Source organism: Opitutus sp. sgz309028, from assembly GCF_059821195.1.
Genome location: NZ_JCAMRR010000002.1, coordinates 1,299,142 through 1,319,213, shown reverse-complemented (window position 1 = coordinate 1,319,213; position 20,072 = coordinate 1,299,142). Strand labels below are relative to the sequence as shown.

Genomic DNA, 20,072 nt, shown 5'->3' with positions numbered 1-20,072 from the left:
GAGCTCCGCGACAGCGCAAGCGCACAGGCGCGGCTACTTTCCGCCGCCGAGGATCTTCTCCAGTCCGGTTTTCTCGAGGGCGAGATTCAGCAGCTTCGTTCGCAAATCGCTCGTATCCGTGCTGGCGAGCGTGCCGCCGATCTTGATTGGCGTCGTCAGCGTGCTGTAGCCGAGCGGATCCTTTTCGGGCTTCAACATCTTCAACTGGCCGAAGAGCTCGCCGAGCCGGCCACGCGCGCCGAGCGACACCTGCATGTCCAGCGCCTGCTGCAGCAGCGGTTTTCCGGGCACATAGGTCACGACGCCGGCGCCCCCGAGCCGAACGTTGGGCGAGATCAGAGTGAAATCCTGCAGCACGAGGTTCAGCGTGGCATCGCGCTCCGCTTTGAGGTTCAGCTGATCGAAAGAAATCTCCGAAAGCATCTTCACGATCTCCGAGGCAGAATTCACCGTTTCGCCCGTGGATCCGCCCAGCAATCCACCGACGATCGCCAGCGCCGACTGGGTCGCCTGCAAGCGCTCCGCCGGCAGGACCGTGGCCAACGCGCGAAAAACTCCACCCTTGCTGGACAGCTGGAACCGGCCCTGCGCCCGCTCCGCGACCTCGCCGAGCGTCGCGCCCCGCCCGCTGACGTGACTCGCCACATTCACGCGCGCCTCCACGGTCGGCAGCTTCGCGGGATCGATCGCCTTGAACATCGGTCCGGTGTCGAAGTTGTTCAGCAACAAATCCGCCGACAGCGCATAACCCTGTGCGGCCTGCGCGTTGAACGACAACCCGCCGTCCAGTTTGAGATCGCTTTCGGGGCCGAACGCCGCGCGCACATTCTCGAATTTCAAGGCCGCCGCATCGATTCGAAGCGTGCCGCCCATGTTGCTCACCACAAAATCCGCACCGTAGATCACCTTCTTCAACGACAGCGCGACCTGCCCGCGCACCTGGTTCCAAAACGGCTCCGTGCCGCCGGACTCATTCGGCTTCTCCGCCGGCGCTGACTCCACCGGCAGCAACAGCAGCAACAGCTGCACGTCGTCGAGATAGACCGTGTCGCCGGTGATGCGTCCGTCTATATTGGATACATCGCCGGCGGGCGTGAGCGTGCCCGCGATCAGCAAGTCGGATTTGCGAGGACCCTGCGTAAACGCCAGCGGGACGTTGAACGTCGCCTTCCCGTTGGGCGCGATATCGGCGCGCACCTCGATGCCGATCGTGGGCATGACCTGTTGGTCCGGCCCGACGAGATCGGTGAGGTTGATCTTCGCCTCCAAGGCCTGCGTGCCGTCCAGGCTTGCGGAGAATTCCCCTTGCGCGAGTCCACGCGCGAGCTGCAGCTGCCCCGCGAGCACCGGCTGACTCAGCCAATGCGGCAGGTCCGCGCTCCAGCGACCGGTGGCTTTCACGACCTTGCCGGCGCTGGCGAGCTGGCCCGCTTTCGCGTCCAGCGTGAAGAGCGCGGCGCCCTCACTGCGGACGTCGAGGCGCACGATTTCCGCCTGCCAGCCGGCCGGCGTATAGTCAGCGGAGGCCGTCAGGCTGATGTCGACGTCGCGCAGGAGCGGTTCGCCCTCCTTCTCCACGGAAACGTGCTGGAGTTCCAACGGGCCGCGGGGGCGCAATGCCAGCCCGCCCTCGCGCGCGCCCGCGACAAATTCGCCGCGAATATTCCCGCCGCTCACGCGGAGTCCGTCGAGGAACGGATTCATCCATCCCACCGGCACACCGGCGAACGAAACACCCACGAGATCCTGCGCGGGATCCGCCACGCGCAGCTCGGCGGTTTTTAAATTGAACTCGAACGATTGCAGCGCCCGCACGGTCGCCACCGGCTCAGGCGCCGACGCGAGGGCGTTCAAATGCTCCACCCGCAGCGCGTCGCCATGCTGCAACACGTCGAAGTCGGCGTTGAAACTCACCGCGCCGATGGCGGAAAGCTCGGGCTGCAGGACTTCGAGTCCGTCCACGGAGCCTTTGAGGGAGCCACGTCCACGAATCTCGTCAAAGGACGTCCCGGTTTCAAAGGTCCCCTCCCCCAGCGCGCCGAACGTCGGCAGCGGTTTGCCGAGCGCGAACGGCCGGAGATCGGCATCGTGCAGATCGATCTTCCACGTTCCGTTCAGTCGGGCGGCCGCGCGCAGAAACTCCGCTTTGATGTCGGCGAGCGGTTTGCCTGCCGAGGACATGGCCAGCCCGTAATCCTCGCCCGTGTCCTTGCGGGTCGCCGACAAATCCGCGTCGAGATGCACGCCGCTGGGAAACTGCGTGCCGCTGGCCGAGGCCTGCGATTTCATCGCGACGGTCGCAAACGTCCGGGGCGTGTCCATCTGCGCACTGACCGCGCTGTGCAGCGACAGCGTGCCGCCGTCGGGCTGCGCAGCGGCTGCTTCAACGGTGAAGGTGCCGGTTCGACCGGCGGCCAGTCCGCCGCCTGTCACGCTGACTTGGACCCGCGGCGCGGGTTGTCCAGCAGCGGGAGGCAGGATCACTTCGCCCTGCAGCACGACCTCTTCCAGCGCGAGATCCACGGGCAGTTGCAGCAGCGGAAACACACCGTCGAAGGCGCGGGCCGCGGCTGGTGCAGTCAGTTGCGCGGCCGGCTCGGCGGCGATCGCCGAGGAGAGAAACGAAAAACCACGGTTCAGAACCGGAGCCGCGGCCGCGTGCGTCGCCGCGGAAGGGTCCAGCTTGGAGAGATCGAGTGTCCATCCTTTCGCCACGAGACGCCGCACCAGCACCCGATCGCGCAAGCCGGCCGAGAGCAGCGGCAGCTCGACATCGAGCGCCGGCAGCGTGAGGACCGCGCCATCTTTTTCGAGATGCAGATCGCGAATCTCCACGTGGCGCCACCCGGCCGAGACCTCGCCGACGTTGCCGCGTAAATCGGGCTGTCCGGCCAGCGCTCGTCGCGCCGCCCACGTTTGAAACGAGGTGCTGAACGCAATCAAAAGTGCGATCAGCACCAACGCGACCACAACGCCGGTGACGATCAGGGCCACGCGAACGGGTTTCATCGAAGCGGAAGACACGAGCTAAGTTCGCGAGTTGCGAAGGGTAATGAAAAAGAGCGCGCGGCGAGCATCCGCCAGCCGCGCCTCCTGAATCGACGCTCCCCCGGTCCGGCCGGGGGAAGCGTCAATCCGCGGTGCGCTTACTCCGTCACGAGTGCATCCGTCAGACCCATGGCCTGACGAAGGCTCGCGATGGCGACATTGTAGTTGTAGTAGGCTTGGACCTGATTGCTGCGGGCGGTGGTGAGCTCGACCTGCGCTTGCAGGACATCGAGCTGCGTGCCGGTGCCGGCGGTGTAGCGGGCATTCGCCAGGCGAACCGCTTCCTGGGCCTGTTCCACGACGCGACCGGAAGCCTCGACGAGCTCATTCGCCTCCTGCCAGGAGGAATAAGCGCGGCGCACGTCCACCTCGACCGCGATCTCACTCTCGACCAGCGTCAGCCGGGTCTGCTCGACGATGGAGCGAGCCTGGGCGACGCGACCGCGGGTCGCGCGTCCGTCGAAGATGTTCCAATCCGACTGCAGCCCGACATACGCGCCATCGCGCGGGTCCTCGAACGGATCGCGCCGGCCGTTGCGCATCTGCCAGCCGCCGACCACGGCCACCGTCGGAAAATACCCCGAACGCGCCGTGATCACCCCCTGCTCGCTCGCGTCGGCCAGCTTGGCCAGACGCTGGAGATCGGGACGATTCGCGCGCGCCGCCTGCGTGGCGGACGGCAGGTCGAAGTCCGAAGGCGTGTAGTCGAGCGTGCCAACCACCTCTGGCGGCTGCCCGTCCGCACGCCGGGCGGTCAAGCCAAGAGCCTGACGCAGACCCTCGATGGCCAGACGGTAGTCGTTGCGGGCGGAGATGAGCGGCGTCTTGGCGTTGGCCACGGCCACTTCCGCGCGCAACCGCTCGAAACCGGACACGGTGCCCGCCTCGAAACGATCGGTGGTCGTCTTCAGCTGCTGTTCCAGCAGGCGGAGATTTTCCTCCTGCACGGTGATGCGGTCGCGACTCAGGAGCACCGCATAGTAGGCGGTGCGCACCTGGAGGAGCGCCTGGTTGATGACAGCCTTCAGGTCGAGGATGGCCGCCTCGCGGGCCAGTTGCGCGCTGCGGATCGAGGAGCGAATCCCACCACCCGCGAACAATGCCTGGCTCGCGGTGACGTTGAGCGACCAGGCCCGGTCGGTGGGCGGATTGAACTGGGAGATCTGCTTGTCGTTGAGCTGAAACGCGCCGCTGGCGCCCACATTCGGAATGGACTGGGCGGACACCTCGAGCAGAACGCCTTCCTGCTGGCGGATGCGCTCGCGCGCCTGCCGGATCGCGAAGTTGTTTTCGATCGCGTAGCCAATCGCCGTCTTCAGATCGATGGTCTCCGGCTCGGGCGGCGGCGGCTGGGCGGCGGGAGCGGCCCCGACGGGGCTCGCTGCCAAGGCAAGGGCCGCCAGCACGACGGCCGGCGTAAACAAGGAGCGAACTGACTTCATAAGGGATTATTTGGCAAAGCTCGGAGCGCCGGCAAGTTCAGCCTCCGTGGCCGACTTGCGGGCAAGAGCCCGGTGATCTTTGGCGATCAGGATATAGATCGAAGGAAGGACGAACAACGTGAAGATCGTGCCGATCGTCATACCGCCAACCAGCACAAGGCCGATCGAATTGCGAGCCGCCGCGCCGGCACCCGTGACGAGCGTCAGCGGGAAATGGCCGGCGATCGTCGCCACGGAGGTCATCAACACGGGGCGCAAACGGGTCATCGCCGCCTCATGCACCGCCTCGAATTTCGAACGCCCCTCTTCCTGAAGCTTGTTGGCGAATTCCACGACCAGAATGCCGTTCTTCGCGATCAGGCCGACCAGCGTCACGAGTCCCACCTGCGCGTAGATGTTGAGCGTGGTGGTCCAGCCGTTCGTCCAGAAAGGCATATTGGGATTCGGCATCTTCAGGACCGAGAACACGAGCGCGCCGAACATCGCGAGCGGCACGGAGCCGAGCAGGATGACGAGCGGGTCGCGGAACGAATTGAACTGCACCGCGAGCGCGAGGAAGATCAGCACGACCGCGAGGGTGAAGGCCGGCAGGAACTTGTTGCCCTCGTGCCGCAGCTGGCGCGACTCGCCGGTGTAATCGATGGAATAGCCGGGCGGGAGAATTTCCTTCGCGGCCTCCTCGAGGACCTTCAGCGCCTGATCGAGCGTGCGATTGGTCATGCCCGAGAGCTTCACCGCGTTGAGCTGCTGGAAACGGTTGAGCGAACGCGGCACGGTCTTGTTCTGAATGCTCGCCACCGCGCTCAGCGGCACCAGCTCGCCGCTGGGTCCGTTGATGTAGATGTTTTCCAGCTGCTCCGGGTTCAACCGGTCGATCCGCTCGATCTGCGGGATGACCTTGTAGCTGCGGCCCGCGATGTTGAAGCGGTTGACGTAGTTGCCGCCGAGTGCCGACGCGAGGTCCGCGCCGACCTGCGTGAGGTTGAGGCCGAGCGTCGCGACTTTCTCGCGATCGATCACGACCTCCGCCTGCGGCTGGTCATACTTCAGGTCGATTTGCGGCGGGAAGTAGAAGATTCCGCTCTCCATCGCGCGCATCGAGATCTTCTGCGCAAACTCGAGCAGACGCTCGGAATCCGCGGTGGAGGCGATGACGAATTCGACCGGGAAGTTGCTGCCGCCGGGCAGCGCCGAGGGCGTTGTCGCAAACATCTGGATACCCGGAATCGCCGCCAGCTTCGCCTGCACCTCCGGAAGAATCTCCGTGGTGGTGCGTTCGCGGGGCGCTTGCCACGGCTTCACCACCATGCCGGAGAAACCGTCCGCACCCAAACCCGCGCCCGCCGACGGCGGCAGCATGATCTGGAATGTGAGATCGACCTCGGGCGTGCTGAGGAATGCCGCCTCGGCCGCCTTGCCGTAGAGCGCCTTGTAGTCGGCGGTGGCGTTGGCCGGCGCGTTGATGATGCCGAAGATCACGCCCTGGTCCTCGGTCGGAGCGAGCTCCTTGGGCGAGAACATATACATCGGGATCGTGAGCAAGCTGACCACGACCCAGATCGCATACACATAGGGACGCGAATTCAGCGTGTAGCCGAGCACCCGGCCATAAGCCTGGCGCAGGCGATCGAAGTGATGATTCACCCAGCCGGTGAAACCGCGCTCCTCCTCGGCCGCGCTGCGCAGGAGGTGCGCCGACATCATCGGCGAGAGCGTCAGGGCCACGATGCCCGAGATGGTGACGGCCCCGGCCAGCGTCAGTGCGAACTCGCGGAAGAGCGCGCCGGTGAGGCCACCCTGCAAACCGATCGGCGTGTAGACCGCCGCGAGCGTGATCGTCATCGCGATGACCGGACCCAGCAGCTCGCGCGCGCCGATGATCGCCGCTTCGCGCGGCGTGCGGCCTTCGCGCAGGTGACGCTCGACGTTTTCCACGACGACGATCGCGTCGTCGACCACGAGACCGACCGAGAGCACGATCGCCAGCAGGGTGAGCAGATTGAGCGTGAAACCGAAAACCTGCATCAGGAACACGCCGCCGATGAGCGAAACCGGAATCGCCATGACCGGCACCAGGACCGAGCGCATCGAGCCCAGGAAGAGAAAGATCACCACGACCACGATGATCAGCGTGTCGATCAACGTGTGGGACACCTCGCTGATGGCCTTGCTGATGTATTCCGACGCGTCGTAGCCGATCTTCGCTTCGAGACCGCCGGGCAGATCCTTTTTGATTTCGTCGAGCTCGGTCTGCACGCGCCCGACCACGTCGATCGTATTGGCGTTCGGCAGCGGGAAAATGCCCATGAACACGGCCGTCTGGCCCGAGTAACGCACCTGCGTGTCGTAGTCCTCGGCTCCGAGCTGCACGTCCGCGATGTCTTCGAGGCGCACCGGCGTGTCGTTGCGTTGCAGCACGACCATCCGCTTGAACTCGTCGACCGAGTGCAGATCGGTGTTGGCCGTGAGATTCACCTGCACCAACGAACCTTTCGTGCTGCCGACGGCCGCGAGGTAATTGTTCGCCGCGAGCGCCTGGCGGACCTGGGCGGGGCTGATGTGATGCGCCGCCATCTGATCGGGCTTCAGCCAGATGCGCATCGCAAAGGTGCGCGCGCCCAGGATCTCGGCGCGTTGCACGCCCTGCAAGGCCGCGAGTCGCGGTTGCACGACCCGCGTCAGGTAATCGGTGATTTCCGCCTGCGAGAGGATGTCCGACGAGAAGCTCAGATACGCCGACGCGAACTGCGAGTCGGCGGACTCGACGCTGATCGACGGGACTTCCGCCTCCGGCGGCAGATCGTTGCGGACCTGGTTCACCTTTGCGGTGATGTCGGCGAGCGCCTTCGTCGGCTCGTAATTGAGCTTCAGACGTGCGGTGATCATCGAGAAGCTCTGGAGGCTCTTCGATTCGACGTATTCGATACCGTCAGCGGACGCGATCGCGCGCTCGAGCGGCGTGGTGACGAAGCCACGCACGAGTTCGGCGCTGGCGCCGACGTAGACGGTGGTGATGTTGACGCTGGAGTTTTCGCTGCGCGGGTATTGCCGCACGTTCAGCGTGCGCCAGGCCTGCACACCGGCGATGATGATCACAAGGTTGACCACGATCGCCAGCACGGGCCGGCGGATGAAGATGTCGGTGAAATATTTCATGGGAGCTAGGCTCGGGCGACGGGCGAGGCGGACGCCAACAGCGGGACGACGGCGCGCAACGGTCGGGTGCGAGCGAGGGAGGTCAGTGGTCGGGAGAGCGTAACGAGCGCTTAGGTGTTATCCGGCGTCGGCTGCAGTTTCGCGTCGGGAGCGAGCGTGTTGTCGACGACGACGGCCATGCCGGGGCGAAGCTTGAAGACCCCGCTCGTAACCACGCTCTCGCCCGCTTTCACGCCGTCGGTCACCGCGACGAAATCGCCGCGCGCCTCGCCGAGACGGATGAACTGCTGGCGGATGACCTGCTCGGCCTTGCCGGTCTGTTCGTTCTTCTTCTCCTCGATGATGAAAACGGAATCGCCGTAGGGCGCGTAAAGCACCGAGGTGGCGGGAATCACCAGCACATCGTTCTGGGTTGGCAGCACGACTTCGATCTTCGCGAACATGCCGGCGCGGAGGCGCTCCTGCAGATTTTTAACGGTGGCCTGGACCCGCACATTGCGCGTGACCTGGTCGACCTCCGGGCTGATCGCATTGATCTTGCCCTCGAACACGACGCCGCTGGCGGCGTCGGTCGTCACTCGGACCGAAGCACCCGTATCCAGATCGGAAAGACGCCGCTGCGGAATCGAGAAATTGACATACACCGGATCGAGCGTCTGCAGGGTCGTGATCGGATCGCCCTCGCGCAGAATCTGGCCGAGGTTCACCTGGCGCAGACCGAGCCGGCCGGCGAACGGCGCACGGATGGTCTTCTTCTCGATCACCGCGCGAATGCCGTCGGCCTGGGCCTTCGCCTGTTTGAACTGTGCCTCGGCGGCGTCGAGTTCCGCCTGCGAGATGGTGCCTTTCTGCGACAGGTCACGGGCGCGGTCGGAATTGGCGCGAGCCAGATCCGCACTTGCCTCGGCGGCGCGGAGCTGCGCCTCCTCGGTCGACGTGTCGAGCTGAACGAGCAGGTCGCCCGCCTTGACGCGCGCGCCGGCCTCGAACGCGATCTTGGTGACCTGGCCGGCCATTTCCGCTCCGATCATCACCCCCTGGACGGCGGTGACGGTGCCGGTGGCAGGCACCATGTTGGGCCAGGCTTCCTGACGGGCGGCGAAGGCAGTAACAGTCTCGGGCGGCATGACCATGTTCGCCGCGGCGGCGCCCATGGCACGGAATTGGAGCATCTTGATGCCGACCAGTGAGCCGACGATGGCAATGACTCCAAGGGTGGTCAGCGTGAACTTCTTTAACATAACAGACGGGGGGACGGGCAGTGTGTGGTTGAGGTTGAAGTCGGGAAAAAGGGTTTCAGGGAGAAGCGGCCGCGACCGAGGCGGAAGGTCCCGCATCGCCGGCGAGTTTCGTCGCCCGCTGCATGATCTTGCCGAGCAGCTGCACGAGCATCTTCCGTTCCTCGTGCGACAGCGGCTCCATCAAGGCCGCCATACGCTGGAAATGCGGCGGGAGAATCGCTTCAAGCACCGCGCCGCCTTTGGGGGTCAGCGACACGATCATCATGCGCCTATCCTTCGCATCCGGCTCGCGACGCACCAACCCGTCGCGCTCGAGCGTGTCGATCAAACCGGTGATCGTCGCGCGGGTGACGTGCGCCAGATCCGCCAACTCCGCGGGCGTGCGCGGGTGCGGGCAGTTCGTGCGCTTGTTGAGCAAGAGCATCAACACCATGAAACGCCCCTGCGAGATGCCATGTTCCGCCAAATGTGAGTCAACCAGGCGAAAGGCCTCATCTCCCGCCTGCATCAGGTGCAGGAAAGCCTCCGTCGCCGACGGATCCATGTCGGGAAAGAGCTTCGAGGCCTCCAAGAGGCACTCGTAACGCGGCAGATTCTTGATCAGCAGAAACGGCATGAAACGACGGCGAAAAAGATAAGGCGGCTGATAATTAGGACCCTAATCAAAAGCGCAAGTCCGTAGTTGCCTTTACCTCCATACTGTTACGCAACCTCCGTTTTCCCCTGATGCTCCCCTTAGGGTGCTTGGTCTCACGCCCGCGGCGGCACCCAAGCAAAAAGGGCGGCCCGTGAAGAGCCGCCCTGCAGAGCGAAAAGCAGGCGACCGGATCGCCTTGGGGTCGGACGTTACAGCGATTGAGCGGCCGCCACCACGGCGTCCGCCGTGATGCCGAGCTCCTTGAACACGACCGGACCCGGCGCGCTCAGGCCGAAGCGATCGATGCCGATCACTTTGCCGTCCGCGCCCACATACTTGTACCAAAGCGCGGTCACGCCGGCTTCGATCGCGACGCGCTTGCGGCAGGACGACGGGAGCACGCTCTCGCGATACTCAGCGGGTTGCTGATCGAAACGGTGGAACGACGGCATCGAGACGACGCGCACGCCGGCGCCGAGCGTCTTGGCCGCGGCGATCGCCAGCTGCACCTCGCTGCCAGCCGAAAGCAGGATGTGCGTGAGCGGCGCCGTCTCGCGCACCGCGATGTAGCCACCCTTCAACACGCCCGTGCGGCGCAGCTGCGGATCGATGTCGTTCAACAGGGGCAGCGTCTGGCGTGTCAGCGCGAGCAGCGTCGGTCCATCCATGCGCTCCGCCGCCGCGGCGAACGCGCCCGCGGTTTCCTCCGGATCGGCCGGACGGATCACGTCGAAGTTCGGAATCAAGCGCAGGCTGGAAACGGTCTCCACCGGCTGGTGCGTCGGGCCGTCCTCGCCCACGCCGATCGAATCGTGCGTGTAGATGTAGATCACGGGCAGCTTGGCCAGCGCCGCGAGGCGCATCGACGGACGCGAGTAATCGGCAAACACGAGGAACGTCGCCACACTCGGACGGAACAGCCCGTCATACGCGATGCCGTTGGCGATCGCCGCCATGCCGTGTTCGCGAATACCGAAACGAATGTTGCGTCCCGTGCGATTGCTCGGATCGAAATCCTTGTCCGAGGCGATGTAGTTCAGCGTCGAGCCATAAAGATCGGCGCTGCCGCCGATGAGCAGCGGGAGCTCCGCGGCGATCGGCTGCAACACATCGCGGCCGGCGGCGCGGGAAGCGAGCTTCGCGTCGGCGGGGAAGGTCGGGATTTTTTCGAGCAGCGCCGCGGCGTTCGGAGCGGTTTGCCCGGCATCGAGCAGCGCCGCCTTTTCGGGATTCGCCTCGCGCCAAGCCTTGTAGGTCTTGTGCCAGCGGTTGCACGCCCGCACGAGCCGCTCCTTGTGGCTCGCGAAATATGCGCGCACGTCGTCGCTCACGTAGAAATGCTGGTCGGCCGGCAGTTCGAGACCCGCGCGAGCCGCATCGGCAAACTTCGCCCCGCCCTCGCCGTGCCCCTTGGCCGTGCCGGCGACTTCGGGAATGCCGCGACCGATCAGCGTCTTCGCGACGATCAGCTGCGGTTTGCCGGACTTCGTCTTCTTCGCCTTGTTGAAGGCCTTCAGGAACGCAGGCATATCGTGGCCGTCGACCGTCTGCACATCCCAGCCGATAGCCTTGAAACGCGCGGCGGTGTTTTCGCTCTGCGTCTTTTCCGCCATCGCGTCGAGCGTCACGTCGTTCGAGTCGTAAATGAGGATCAGGTTGTCGAGTTTCTGGTGGCCGGCGAACTCCACCGCCTCCATCGCCACGCCTTCCTGCATGCAGCCGTCGCCGGCGAGACACACGACGTGGTAATCGAAAATCGGATGCTCCGCGGTGTTGAAGCGCGCCGCCGCCATCTGGCCCGCGACCGCCATGCCGACGGCGTTGCCCACGCCCTGGCCGAGCGGACCGGTCGTGCACTCGACGCCCGGCGTTTCATGAAACTCGGGATGGCCCGGCGTGATGCTGTGCAGCGAGCGGAACTTCTTCACCTGCTCGAGCGGGACGTCGTAGCCGCTCAGGTGCAGCCAGCTGTAAAGGAACATGCTGCCGTGACCCGCGGAGAGGATGAAGCGGTCGCGGTTCATCCAGCGGGGACGCTCCGGGTTGTGCGAAAGCGCGTGGCCGTAAAGCACGGCGCCGATCTCGGCGGCTCCGAGCGGCAGACCAAGGTGCCCGGAAGAGCACGCATGCACCGCATCGATGGCGAGTCCGCGCGCTTGGTTGGCTGCCTTGGCAAGAAGAGGAGTTTGGAGCGTCATGATGATAAGAAGGTTTACGACTACGGAGCGGCTGGCGACCCGTGAAGCCTAAAAACCAGGACGCTGGGCCAAATGCACGCACTGCCAAGCACCGGCGGTCTTGACCGTGAGGCGAGCCCGGCCGGCTGACGGCCGGACTCCACTGCCCTGTCCAAATCCGTCAGGCGCTCGTTAAAGGAGTTCCTTCGGCAGCAGCGGCATTAGTTTCTTGATATCCTGCACCGCGTCGCGGTGACACACCAAAACGGCATCGGCGGTTTCCACCACGACGAGGTCGCTGACGCCCACCAGCGCGACCGTGCGGCCGTTGCTGATCGCAATGTTGTTTTTCGCGTTCACGCCGAGAACGGTGCCGCGCACGGCGTTGCTGTTCTCATCGCCCGGCAAATGCGGCGGCAATGAGGTCCACATGCCGACGTCATCCCAATCGTATTCCGCGACGATCGTCTCCACCTGCGCGGCTTTTTCCATGACCGCGTAATCGACGGAAATCTTCGGCAGATGGGGGAATTTCTCCGCCAGATACGAAGTCGGATCGCCCGCCGGAAACGCCTTCACAAAGTTCGCCAGCTCCGGCGCATGCTTCTCGGTTTCGGCCACGAAGGCCGACGCCCGCCAGATGAACATGCCGGCGTTCCAGGCGTAGTTTCCGCTGGCCACGTAGCGCTCGGCGGTGGCGAGGTCGGGCTTTTCCACGAAACGCTTCACCTGCCGCACCTGGCCGAGCTCCGGGGGATGCGCGACCGCGTCGCCCATCTCGAGGTAGCCGAATCCAGGCGACGGATACGTCGGCTTGATCGCGAACGTCAGCAGCGCGTCCGTCGTCGCCGCCCGCGCCAGGGCTGCCGCGAGCTGCTCCGCGAGCCGGCGGGTGTTGTGAATCAGATGATCGGCGGGAAGCAGCGCCATCACGCCCTGTGGATTGCGGGCGCGCACGAGTCCGGTCGCCAGCGCAGCCGCCGGCGCCGTGTCGCGTTTCGCCGGCTCCGCCACGATCTGCTCGGGCGCGAGAAAGCTCAGCGCTTCGCGCGTCGCCGCGAGCTGAACGTCGTTCGTGAGAATGAAAATATTCGCGCGCGGCACCACGTTTTCGAGGCGATGCACGGTCTCCTCCAGCAGCGTGCGATCGCCGAAAAGTTTCAACAGGTGCTTCGGCGTGCGCTGCCGGCTCATCGGCCAGAACCGCTCGCCGCTGCCGCCCGCCATGATGCAAACGAAGGCGTTGGGATTCTCAGTCATGCGTGTGTGCTCGATTAATCAAGGTCGTTACCGGAAGTCCAAGCCTGAACGCACAAACCTCCGGCAGTTCCCGCGCTGACACGCATCGCGCGCGCATCTCCACACCGAAACCGCACCGTCACTTGATCTGCACGACCACTTTCCCGAACTGGTCGCCGCGCTCCATCACCGCAAACGCCTCCTCCACCCGCGCCAGCGGAAACACCGCGCTCACGATCGGCGCCAGCCGATGCTCGCTCACGGCGCGCAGCATCGCCTCCCAATCCATCGGCGATCCCATCGTGGTGCCAAGCAACGACAGCTGCCGCCAAAAAATCTTCCTTAACGCCAGCGCCGGCGGATTTCCCCGGGTCGCGCCGTAAACCGCAATCCGCCCGCCGGACGCCGCCAGATCGATCAGCGCGTCGAAGCCGGGTCCACCCGCGCTATCGACCACCACGTCGAAACGCCCCGCCTGCGCCGCCAGATCGTGCGTCCAGGACGATTTCGTGTAATTCACTCCACCCTTCGCCCCGAGCTCCACCGCGCGGGCAATCTTCTCGTCCGAGCTCGACGTCACCCACACCTCCGCACCCAACGCGAGGCCGAACTGCAGCGCGAACAGCGCCACGCCGCCGCCGATCCCCGTGATCAACATGCGCTCGCCGGCGACGACATTCGCGCGCGAGGCCACCGCCCGCCACGCCGTGAGCCCCGCGAGCGGCAGCGCCGCGCACTGCTCCCACGTCAAATGCTCCGGCTTCGGCGCCAGTTGCTCGACCGGCACCATTACCTGCTCCGCCAGCGTGCCCGGACGCGGCAGACCGAGGATGGAAAAATTCGTCGCCTGCGCCCGTGGGTTGCGGCCGAAGTTGAGGCTCGGATTGATCACGACCTCGCGTCCGACCCAGCTCGCGTCGACGCCATAGCCGACCGTTGTCACCACTCCCGCGCCGTCGGACCCGGGGATGCACGGAAACGTCACACCCGCATATTGCCCCGCCTTGATCCAAACGTCGCGATGGTTCAGCGCCGCCGCGCGCACCTCGACCACCACCTGCCCGGGCTGAACTTCCGGATTCGGAACCTCGGCAATTTCGATCTGATGGGGAGCGGAAACTCGAGTAGCGCGCATGAGCTTTGAAAGAATCGGCATCTATCAAGCCGGATTCGCCGCGACACGCAAACCAACAGACGAAGCTCCTGCGCGACGCTTGTGCACGGCCGCGGCATCGATCCTACTCGGCGCCGTGCTGCTCGCGTTTCACAAGCCCTACGGCGTCCTCTCGCAATTCACGCCGGAGCCCGGTTCGCGCTGGCGCACGCTCGCCGATTTCCGCTTTCCGCCCCGCGTCTATCCCCTCGGTCGGCTCGACGCCGATTCCGAAGGACTTCTGCTGCTGAGCGACGAGCCCGGGCTCAACTCCCGCCTGCTCGATCCGCGCCAACAGCACCGCCGCGAATACTGGGCGCAGGTCGAACGTCTCCCCTCGCCCGCCTCGCTCGCGCAACTTTCCCGCGGATTCGATCTCGGCGATTTCCGCACGCGACCGTGCAACGTCCGCCGCCTCGAGCCCGCACCGGAAATCCCGCCGCGCGATCCGCCGATTCGTTTTCGAAAAAACGTCCCGGACTGCTGGCTCGCGCTCGAGCTCGTCGAAGGCAAAAACCGTCAGGTCCGCCGCATGACGGCCGCCATCGGACATCCCACGCTGCGCTTACTGCGCGTGCGGATCGGCGCCTTTGCGCTCGGCTCGCTGGCCGCCGGCGAATGGCGCGAGCTCAATGGCGACGAGCGCGCCGCGGTATTTCAGTAAACGCGGCCTGCGTCCCCGCGACGCGACGCTCACCAGGCGCGCGCATACTGCTTCGGCGCCGGCACCGCGGCCGCGTGACCGAGCGCCCGCGCCGCGTGCGCCGGCCAATACGGGTCGCGTAAAAACTCCCGCGCGAGCAGCACGAGATCGGCCTTTCCGCTCTGCACGATTTCGTTGGCCTGCTCCGGCTGCGTGATCAGCCCCACCGCCGCCGTCGCGATGCCCGCCTCGCGCCGCACCTGCTCCGCAAACTGAACCTGGTAACCCGGTCCGACGGGAATCTTCACGTTCGGCGCGATGCCGCCCGTGCTGCAATCGATCAGGTCGACGCCCTCCGCCTTCAACCGCCGCGACAACTCCACCGATTGCTCGATGTCCCAGCCGCCTTCGATCCAGTCCGTGCATGACAACCGCGCCGTCAGCGGCAGCCGCTCCGGCCAGACCGCCCGCACCGCGCGCGTCGTTTCCAACAAAAAGCGAATCCGGTTTTCAAAGCTGCCGCCATAATTGTCCGTGCGCCGATTCGCCACCGGCGAAAGAAATTGGTGGCTCAGGTATCCATGAGCTGAATGCAGCTCGATCCACTCGTAGCCCGCGTCGAGCGCACGTCTCGTGGCCGAAACGAAATCGTCGCGCACCTGCGCGATCTCCGCGATCGTCAGCTCGTGCGGCACGCGGTCGAGTCCGTCGCCAAACGCAATCGCGCTCGGCGCGACGGGCGTCCAGCCGCCCGCCTCGTCCGCCAGATGATCGCCGCCGTCCCACGGCGCGGCGGTCGCGGCCTTGCGACCGGCGTGCGCAAGCTGCACGCCCGCCACGGCGCCGTGTTGTTTGATGAAGCGGTTGATCCGCTGCAGCGGCTCGATGTGTTTGTCGGCCCAGAGGCCCGCATCCCCCGGCGAGATGCGGCCCTCCGGCGACACCGCCGTCGCTTCGGCGATCACGAGACCCGCGCCACCCACCGCTCTCGAACCGAGGTGCACCAGATGCCAGTCGTTCGCCACGCCGTCGTTCGACGAATATTCGCACATGGGCGAAACGCCGATGCGATTGCGCAGCGTGATGGACTTCAGGGTGAACGGTTCGAAGAGGTGCGGCATGGTGTCTTTAGGTTTTAAGTGAGCTTGGCGTTGAGCGTGATCTCGGTCTTGAGGAGTCGCGAAATCGGACAGCCGGTCTTCGCGCCATTGGCGACTTCCGCAAACCGCTCGGGCGTGATGTTCGGCACCTTCGCGGTCGTCTCGAGATGGATCTGCGTGACGGTCCAGCTGGTCTGCGGATGATTCTCGAGCGTCACCGTCGCCGTCGTCGAAAGCGTGTCGGCCGTGAAGCCCGCCTTCTGCAGCTCGGCCGACAACGCCATCGTGAAACAGCCCGCGTGCGCGGCACCGATCAGCTCCTCTGGATTCGTGCCGGGGCCGTTTTCGAAGCGCGTGCCAAAGGAATACTGGGTTTCCTTCAACACCGTGCTGTCGGTGGAGATCGTGCCACGACCGGACTTGAGGTCGCCGTGCCAGACGGCGGAGGCTTTTCGTTTCATAATGATTTGAGGATTTAGGGTTTGGTTTCTGCGTTGAACGCAGCCGGGCAGTGAAAGCACTTCACGCCGCCGCGCCAGTCCAAGCTGCGAAAACGTGCCGCCTACACCTCCAACAACGGCTCGCCAGCGGCGCCCGTGGCGGGATTAGCTTGCTCGCGTTGATGCCGGCTGGCGGTCGCCGACGCTTGGGTTTCGTTGACCTGCACGCGCTGCGCGAGCCACACCGCCGTAAGACTCGCCGCGACCGCGATCCAGCCGAGCCAGTTGAAATGCGCGAGCCGGCCATCCGCCGATTTCACGACCACCGCGCCGCCGATCGTCGAGGCGAGGCCCGACGCGAGATCGCGCGCGCAGCCGCTCAGGCTCATGAACGCGCCGCGGCGCGACGGCGGCACCGCGAGCGTCACGATCGCCTGCCCCGGCACGAATCGGCCGCTCGCGAACACAAAGAAGAACGCCGTCAGCGTCAGCACACCCCACACCGGCAGCGGTCCGGTGTTGGCGATCGCCAGCGTGACCACGCAGGCCACGAGCGTGAGCACCGTCAGCACGCGCCGGCGCCCGTAACGATCCGCCAGCCGCCCGATCCGCGGACCGGTGAACACCGTGAGCACACCGCCGACGAGATAGACGAGAAACAAATCGCGCTCCGGCAAGCCGACGTTCGCGACGAAATGCGGCGACATCAGCGGAATGATCGAAAAATGTCCGAGCACGAGCACCGCCATGAACAGCAGCGCCCGGCCGGCGTTGCGATCGCGCAGCAACTCGAGAAACGCCGCCAGCCGCGCCTTCGGTTTCGCTTCCAGATGGCCGCGAATCGGCGGCACGCCGTTGAACGCCACCAGCCACATCGGCACCGCGATCGCCGCAATCAGGAAGAACGGCGCTTCCCAGCGGAAGCGTTGCGCCAGTTCCAAACCGAACGGCACGCCCAGCGCCGCCGCGGCCGAAAACGCCGTCATCACGATCCCGATCGCCGAGGCGCGTCGTGCCGCTGGCACTACATCGCTCACGATCGCCAGCACCGTCGCCATCGACAATCCGCCAAACGCGCCGCTCAACACGCGCGCTACCAGCAGGGTTCCCGCATCGGTCGACAACGCGCACGCCGTCGTGCCGAGCGTGAACCCCGCATAGACGAACAGCAGCAGCTTGCGGCGGTCGAAGCGATCGATGAACGGCGCCGCGAGCAGGCTCACCACGCCGGAGCTGATCGTGTAGGCGGCGACCAATCCGCTGAACTGGCCCGGTCCGATGCCGAGCTCGCGCATGAGCTGCGGCCCCAGCGGCATCATGATCATGAAGTCCATGATGTGCGTGAACTGCACCGCGGCCAAAAGCAGCAGCAGCATTCGTTCGGAAAGTTGTCGCATAAGGGAAGGTGTGGTGGCGAGTGGCGGAACAACCAATCGCAACGGCGGTGATGGACACGCGCCGGCGCACGTCAGTTACAAAGTGTTTCCAGCGGCCGCTGTGCTCATCGCTGGGCGACCAGCAACCCGTCCGTCGGTCGGTGCCAGCCGCCACCGAGCGCCTTGATCAACGCCACGCTCGCATTCAGCCGGCGTGCCGTCAGTTGCGTGGCCGCGCGTTCGGTCGCGAGTGCGGTGCGTTGGGCTTCGATCACCTCAAGATAGGAAACGAAACCGGCGTCGTAACGCGTTTGCGCGAGACCCACCGCGCGCCTGGCCGACGCGAGCGCGCGGTCCTGCGCGGCCGATTCTTCCGCCAGCAAACGCGTCGTCGTCAGCGCATCCTGCACCTCGCGAAACGCCACCAGCACTTGCTGACGAAAACCCGCGACCGCTTCCTCGTAAGCGGCGCGGCTGCGCGCGAGATTCGCGCGATTCCGACCGCCCTGAAAAATCGGCAGATAAAGCCGCGGACCGATCGACCAGGTCCGCGAATCCGTTTCGAACAACCGATCGATGTCGCCCGCCGCGTAGCCAGCCGAGCCGGTCAGGGAAATCGCCGGGAAAAAGGCCGCCTTCGCCACCCCGATCCGCGCATTGGCCGCCGCGAGTGCGCGTTCCGCCGCGGCGATGTCCGGACGCCGTTCGAGCAACGCCGATGGCATGCCGGCCGGAGTCGAAGGCGGCCGCACGAGCGCGACGGCTTGCGCCGGAAGTTCAAAGTCTGGCGCAGGCCGGCCGACGAGCACCGCGAGGGCGTTCTGCGCCGACGCGCGTCGGTTTTCCAAAGCGGCGACCTCCGCTTCCGTGACAGCAAGCTCCGTCTCCGCTCGCGCCGCATCGAGATCGGCCGCCGCGCCGCCGCTCACGCGAGCGCGCACGAGTTCCAGCGCGCGGCGTCGCACCGCGAGCGTTTCATCGAGCAAGGCGTGTTCGCGCTCCAGCGCCCGCAACGTGAAATAGGTCGACGCCACTTCCGCCGTGAGCGTCAGCCGCACGGCTTCGAATTCCGCCGCACTGCCTTCCGCCGCCGCGCGCGCACTTTCGTTCAGGCGACGCACGCGCCCGAAAAGATCCAGCTCCCAGTTCGCGCTCAAGGGTGCGCTGTAGGTCGTGGTCAGATCCTGCGGAAAGCGGTTGTCCGTCGTGGTCGACGTCTGTTCGCGCACGACCGCGCCGCCGACCGCGATTTGCGGCCAATACGTGCTTCGCGCGAGTCCGGCGACGGCACGCGCTTGTTCGACCCGCGCCGCCGCCGCGCGGATGTCCTGGTTTCCCGCGAGCGCCGCGCGTTCGAGTTCGTCGAGCGCCGGATCGGAAAACACGCTCCACCAGTCGCCGCGCTCGAGCGCGTCGGATGGCGTCGCGGTTTTCCACGCGCCGAGCGATTCGGCGTCGCGAAAACTTTCCGCGACCGGCGCGTCGGGCTGCACGTAGTTGGGACCGACCGCCGGCAACGCGCCGAAAGCCGTCACACTGGAGAGAAGAAAAGATAAAGAGGTTTTCATCGGAAGGGTTGCGATCGTTCAGCGGCGTTGCGGGCTCACCGCGCCGTAAAACCGCCATCGACCAGCAGATCGTGGCCGGTGACAAAGGACGCGCCCGGCGAGCACAGCCAGACGACCGCCGAGGCGACTTCCTCCGGCGTGCCAACACGTCCGACCGGATGCTGCGCCGCCATCGCCTTCTTGGCTTCGGTCTCGCCGGCGCCGAACAGCGAATCGAACATCGGCGTCTGTATTCCCGCCGGCGATACGCAGTTCACGCGCAGGCCCTGCGGCGCGAGTTCGAGCGCGGCCGATTTCGTCAGACCGACGACCGCGTGCTTGCTCGCCACATACAGTCCGACATTGGGAAAGCCGACGCTCCCGCCGATCGACGCGTTGTTGACGATCGCGCCGCCGCCGTGGCGCAGCATCGCGGGAATCTGGTGCTTCATCGCGAAGAACACGCCCTTCACGTTCGCATCGAAGATCGCTTCGTAATCGCGCACGGTCTGCTCGGTGATCAACGCCGCGGGGCCAAGCAGGCCGGCATTGTTGAACGCGAAATCGAGCCGGCCGAACGCCGCGAGCGTGCGCTCGACGAGCGCGATGTGATCGTCTTCGCGGGTGACATCAGCGCGGATGAAGATCGCTTCGCCGCCCGCGGCGACGATTTCGGCGACGACGTCCTGGCCTTCCTTTTCGCGGCGACCGGCGACGACCACGCGCGCGCCTTCGCGGGCAAACGCGAGTGCGGTCGCGCGACCGATGCCGGACGTGGCGCCCGTGACGAGTGCGGTTTTTTCAACAAGGGACGAGGACGGATAATTGTTCTTCATGGGAAGAGTGGTTCAGAGACTTTTTAGCGAGAAGTGG

General features: G+C 65.5%; 14 protein-coding genes. 1 reads left to right on the top strand and 13 read right to left on the bottom strand.

Annotation, left to right across the window (positions count from 1 at the left end):
* Positions 1–33 precede the first annotated feature (33 nt).
* The 8 genes from AC6RV7_RS11175 to AC6RV7_RS11140 form a co-directional block, all read right to left on the bottom strand.
* The gene (locus AC6RV7_RS11175; protein ID WP_500094058.1) at positions 34–3,009 is read right to left on the bottom strand and encodes a hypothetical protein; all 2,976 of its coding nucleotides are present in this window, start codon (positions 3,007–3,009) and stop codon (positions 34–36) included.
* Positions 3,010–3,146: 137 nt separating this feature from the next.
* On the bottom strand, positions 3,147–4,490 hold the full coding sequence (locus AC6RV7_RS11170; protein ID WP_500094057.1) for a TolC family protein: 1,344 nt from the start codon (positions 4,488–4,490) through the stop codon (positions 3,147–3,149).
* 6 nt (positions 4,491–4,496) lie between these two features.
* Complete coding sequence (locus tag AC6RV7_RS11165; RefSeq protein ID WP_500094056.1) at positions 4,497–7,646, bottom strand: efflux RND transporter permease subunit; 3,150 nt, start codon at positions 7,644–7,646, stop codon at positions 4,497–4,499.
* Between the two features lie 110 nt (positions 7,647–7,756).
* Positions 7,757–8,887: an efflux RND transporter periplasmic adaptor subunit gene (locus AC6RV7_RS11160; RefSeq protein ID WP_500094055.1), complete on the bottom strand. Its 1,131-nt coding sequence runs from the start codon at positions 8,885–8,887 to the stop codon at positions 7,757–7,759.
* 55 nt (positions 8,888–8,942) lie between these two features.
* Entirely contained in the window at positions 8,943–9,503 is a 561-nt protein-coding gene (locus AC6RV7_RS11155) for a MarR family winged helix-turn-helix transcriptional regulator (protein WP_500094054.1), read from the bottom strand.
* Positions 9,504–9,733: 230 nt separating this feature from the next.
* The gene (gene tkt / locus AC6RV7_RS11150; protein ID WP_500094053.1) at positions 9,734–11,722 is read right to left on the bottom strand and encodes a transketolase; all 1,989 of its coding nucleotides are present in this window, start codon (positions 11,720–11,722) and stop codon (positions 9,734–9,736) included.
* A 171-nt stretch (positions 11,723–11,893) separates the two neighbouring features.
* Positions 11,894–12,961 carry a mannose-1-phosphate guanylyltransferase gene (locus AC6RV7_RS11145; protein ID WP_500094052.1) on the bottom strand — a complete coding sequence of 356 codons (1,068 nt, stop codon included), beginning with the start codon at positions 12,959–12,961 and terminating at the stop codon, positions 11,894–11,896.
* 118 nt (positions 12,962–13,079) lie between these two features.
* Positions 13,080–14,075 (bottom strand): zinc-binding dehydrogenase, encoded by a 996-nt coding sequence (locus AC6RV7_RS11140; RefSeq protein WP_500094051.1) that lies wholly within the window; start codon positions 14,073–14,075, stop codon positions 13,080–13,082.
* 115 nt (positions 14,076–14,190) lie between these two features.
* Between AC6RV7_RS11140 and AC6RV7_RS11135 the strand changes: the two genes are divergently transcribed.
* Positions 14,191–14,757, top strand: a complete 567-nt coding sequence (locus AC6RV7_RS11135) for a pseudouridine synthase (protein WP_500094200.1) — start codon at positions 14,191–14,193, stop codon at positions 14,755–14,757.
* Between the two features lie 29 nt (positions 14,758–14,786).
* Here AC6RV7_RS11135 and AC6RV7_RS11130 read toward each other — a convergent pair whose 3' ends face one another.
* The 5 genes from AC6RV7_RS11130 to AC6RV7_RS11110 form a co-directional block, all read right to left on the bottom strand.
* Complete coding sequence (locus AC6RV7_RS11130; protein WP_500094050.1) at positions 14,787–15,857, bottom strand: NADH:flavin oxidoreductase/NADH oxidase; 1,071 nt, start codon at positions 15,855–15,857, stop codon at positions 14,787–14,789.
* Between the two features lie 14 nt (positions 15,858–15,871).
* Positions 15,872–16,297, bottom strand: coding sequence for an OsmC family protein (locus AC6RV7_RS11125; RefSeq protein WP_500094049.1), 426 nt, complete (start codon positions 16,295–16,297; stop codon positions 15,872–15,874).
* 101 nt (positions 16,298–16,398) lie between these two features.
* Positions 16,399–17,652 carry an MFS transporter gene (locus AC6RV7_RS11120; RefSeq protein WP_500094048.1) on the bottom strand — a complete coding sequence of 418 codons (1,254 nt, stop codon included), beginning with the start codon at positions 17,650–17,652 and terminating at the stop codon, positions 16,399–16,401.
* A 125-nt stretch (positions 17,653–17,777) separates the two neighbouring features.
* A complete protein-coding gene (locus AC6RV7_RS11115; protein ID WP_500094047.1) occupies positions 17,778–19,220 on the bottom strand; it encodes an efflux transporter outer membrane subunit in 1,443 nt (480 codons plus the stop codon).
* A gap of 35 nt (positions 19,221–19,255) precedes the next feature.
* A complete protein-coding gene (locus AC6RV7_RS11110; RefSeq protein ID WP_500094046.1) occupies positions 19,256–20,035 on the bottom strand; it encodes an SDR family oxidoreductase in 780 nt (259 codons plus the stop codon).
* Positions 20,036–20,072: the final 37 nt, after the last annotated feature.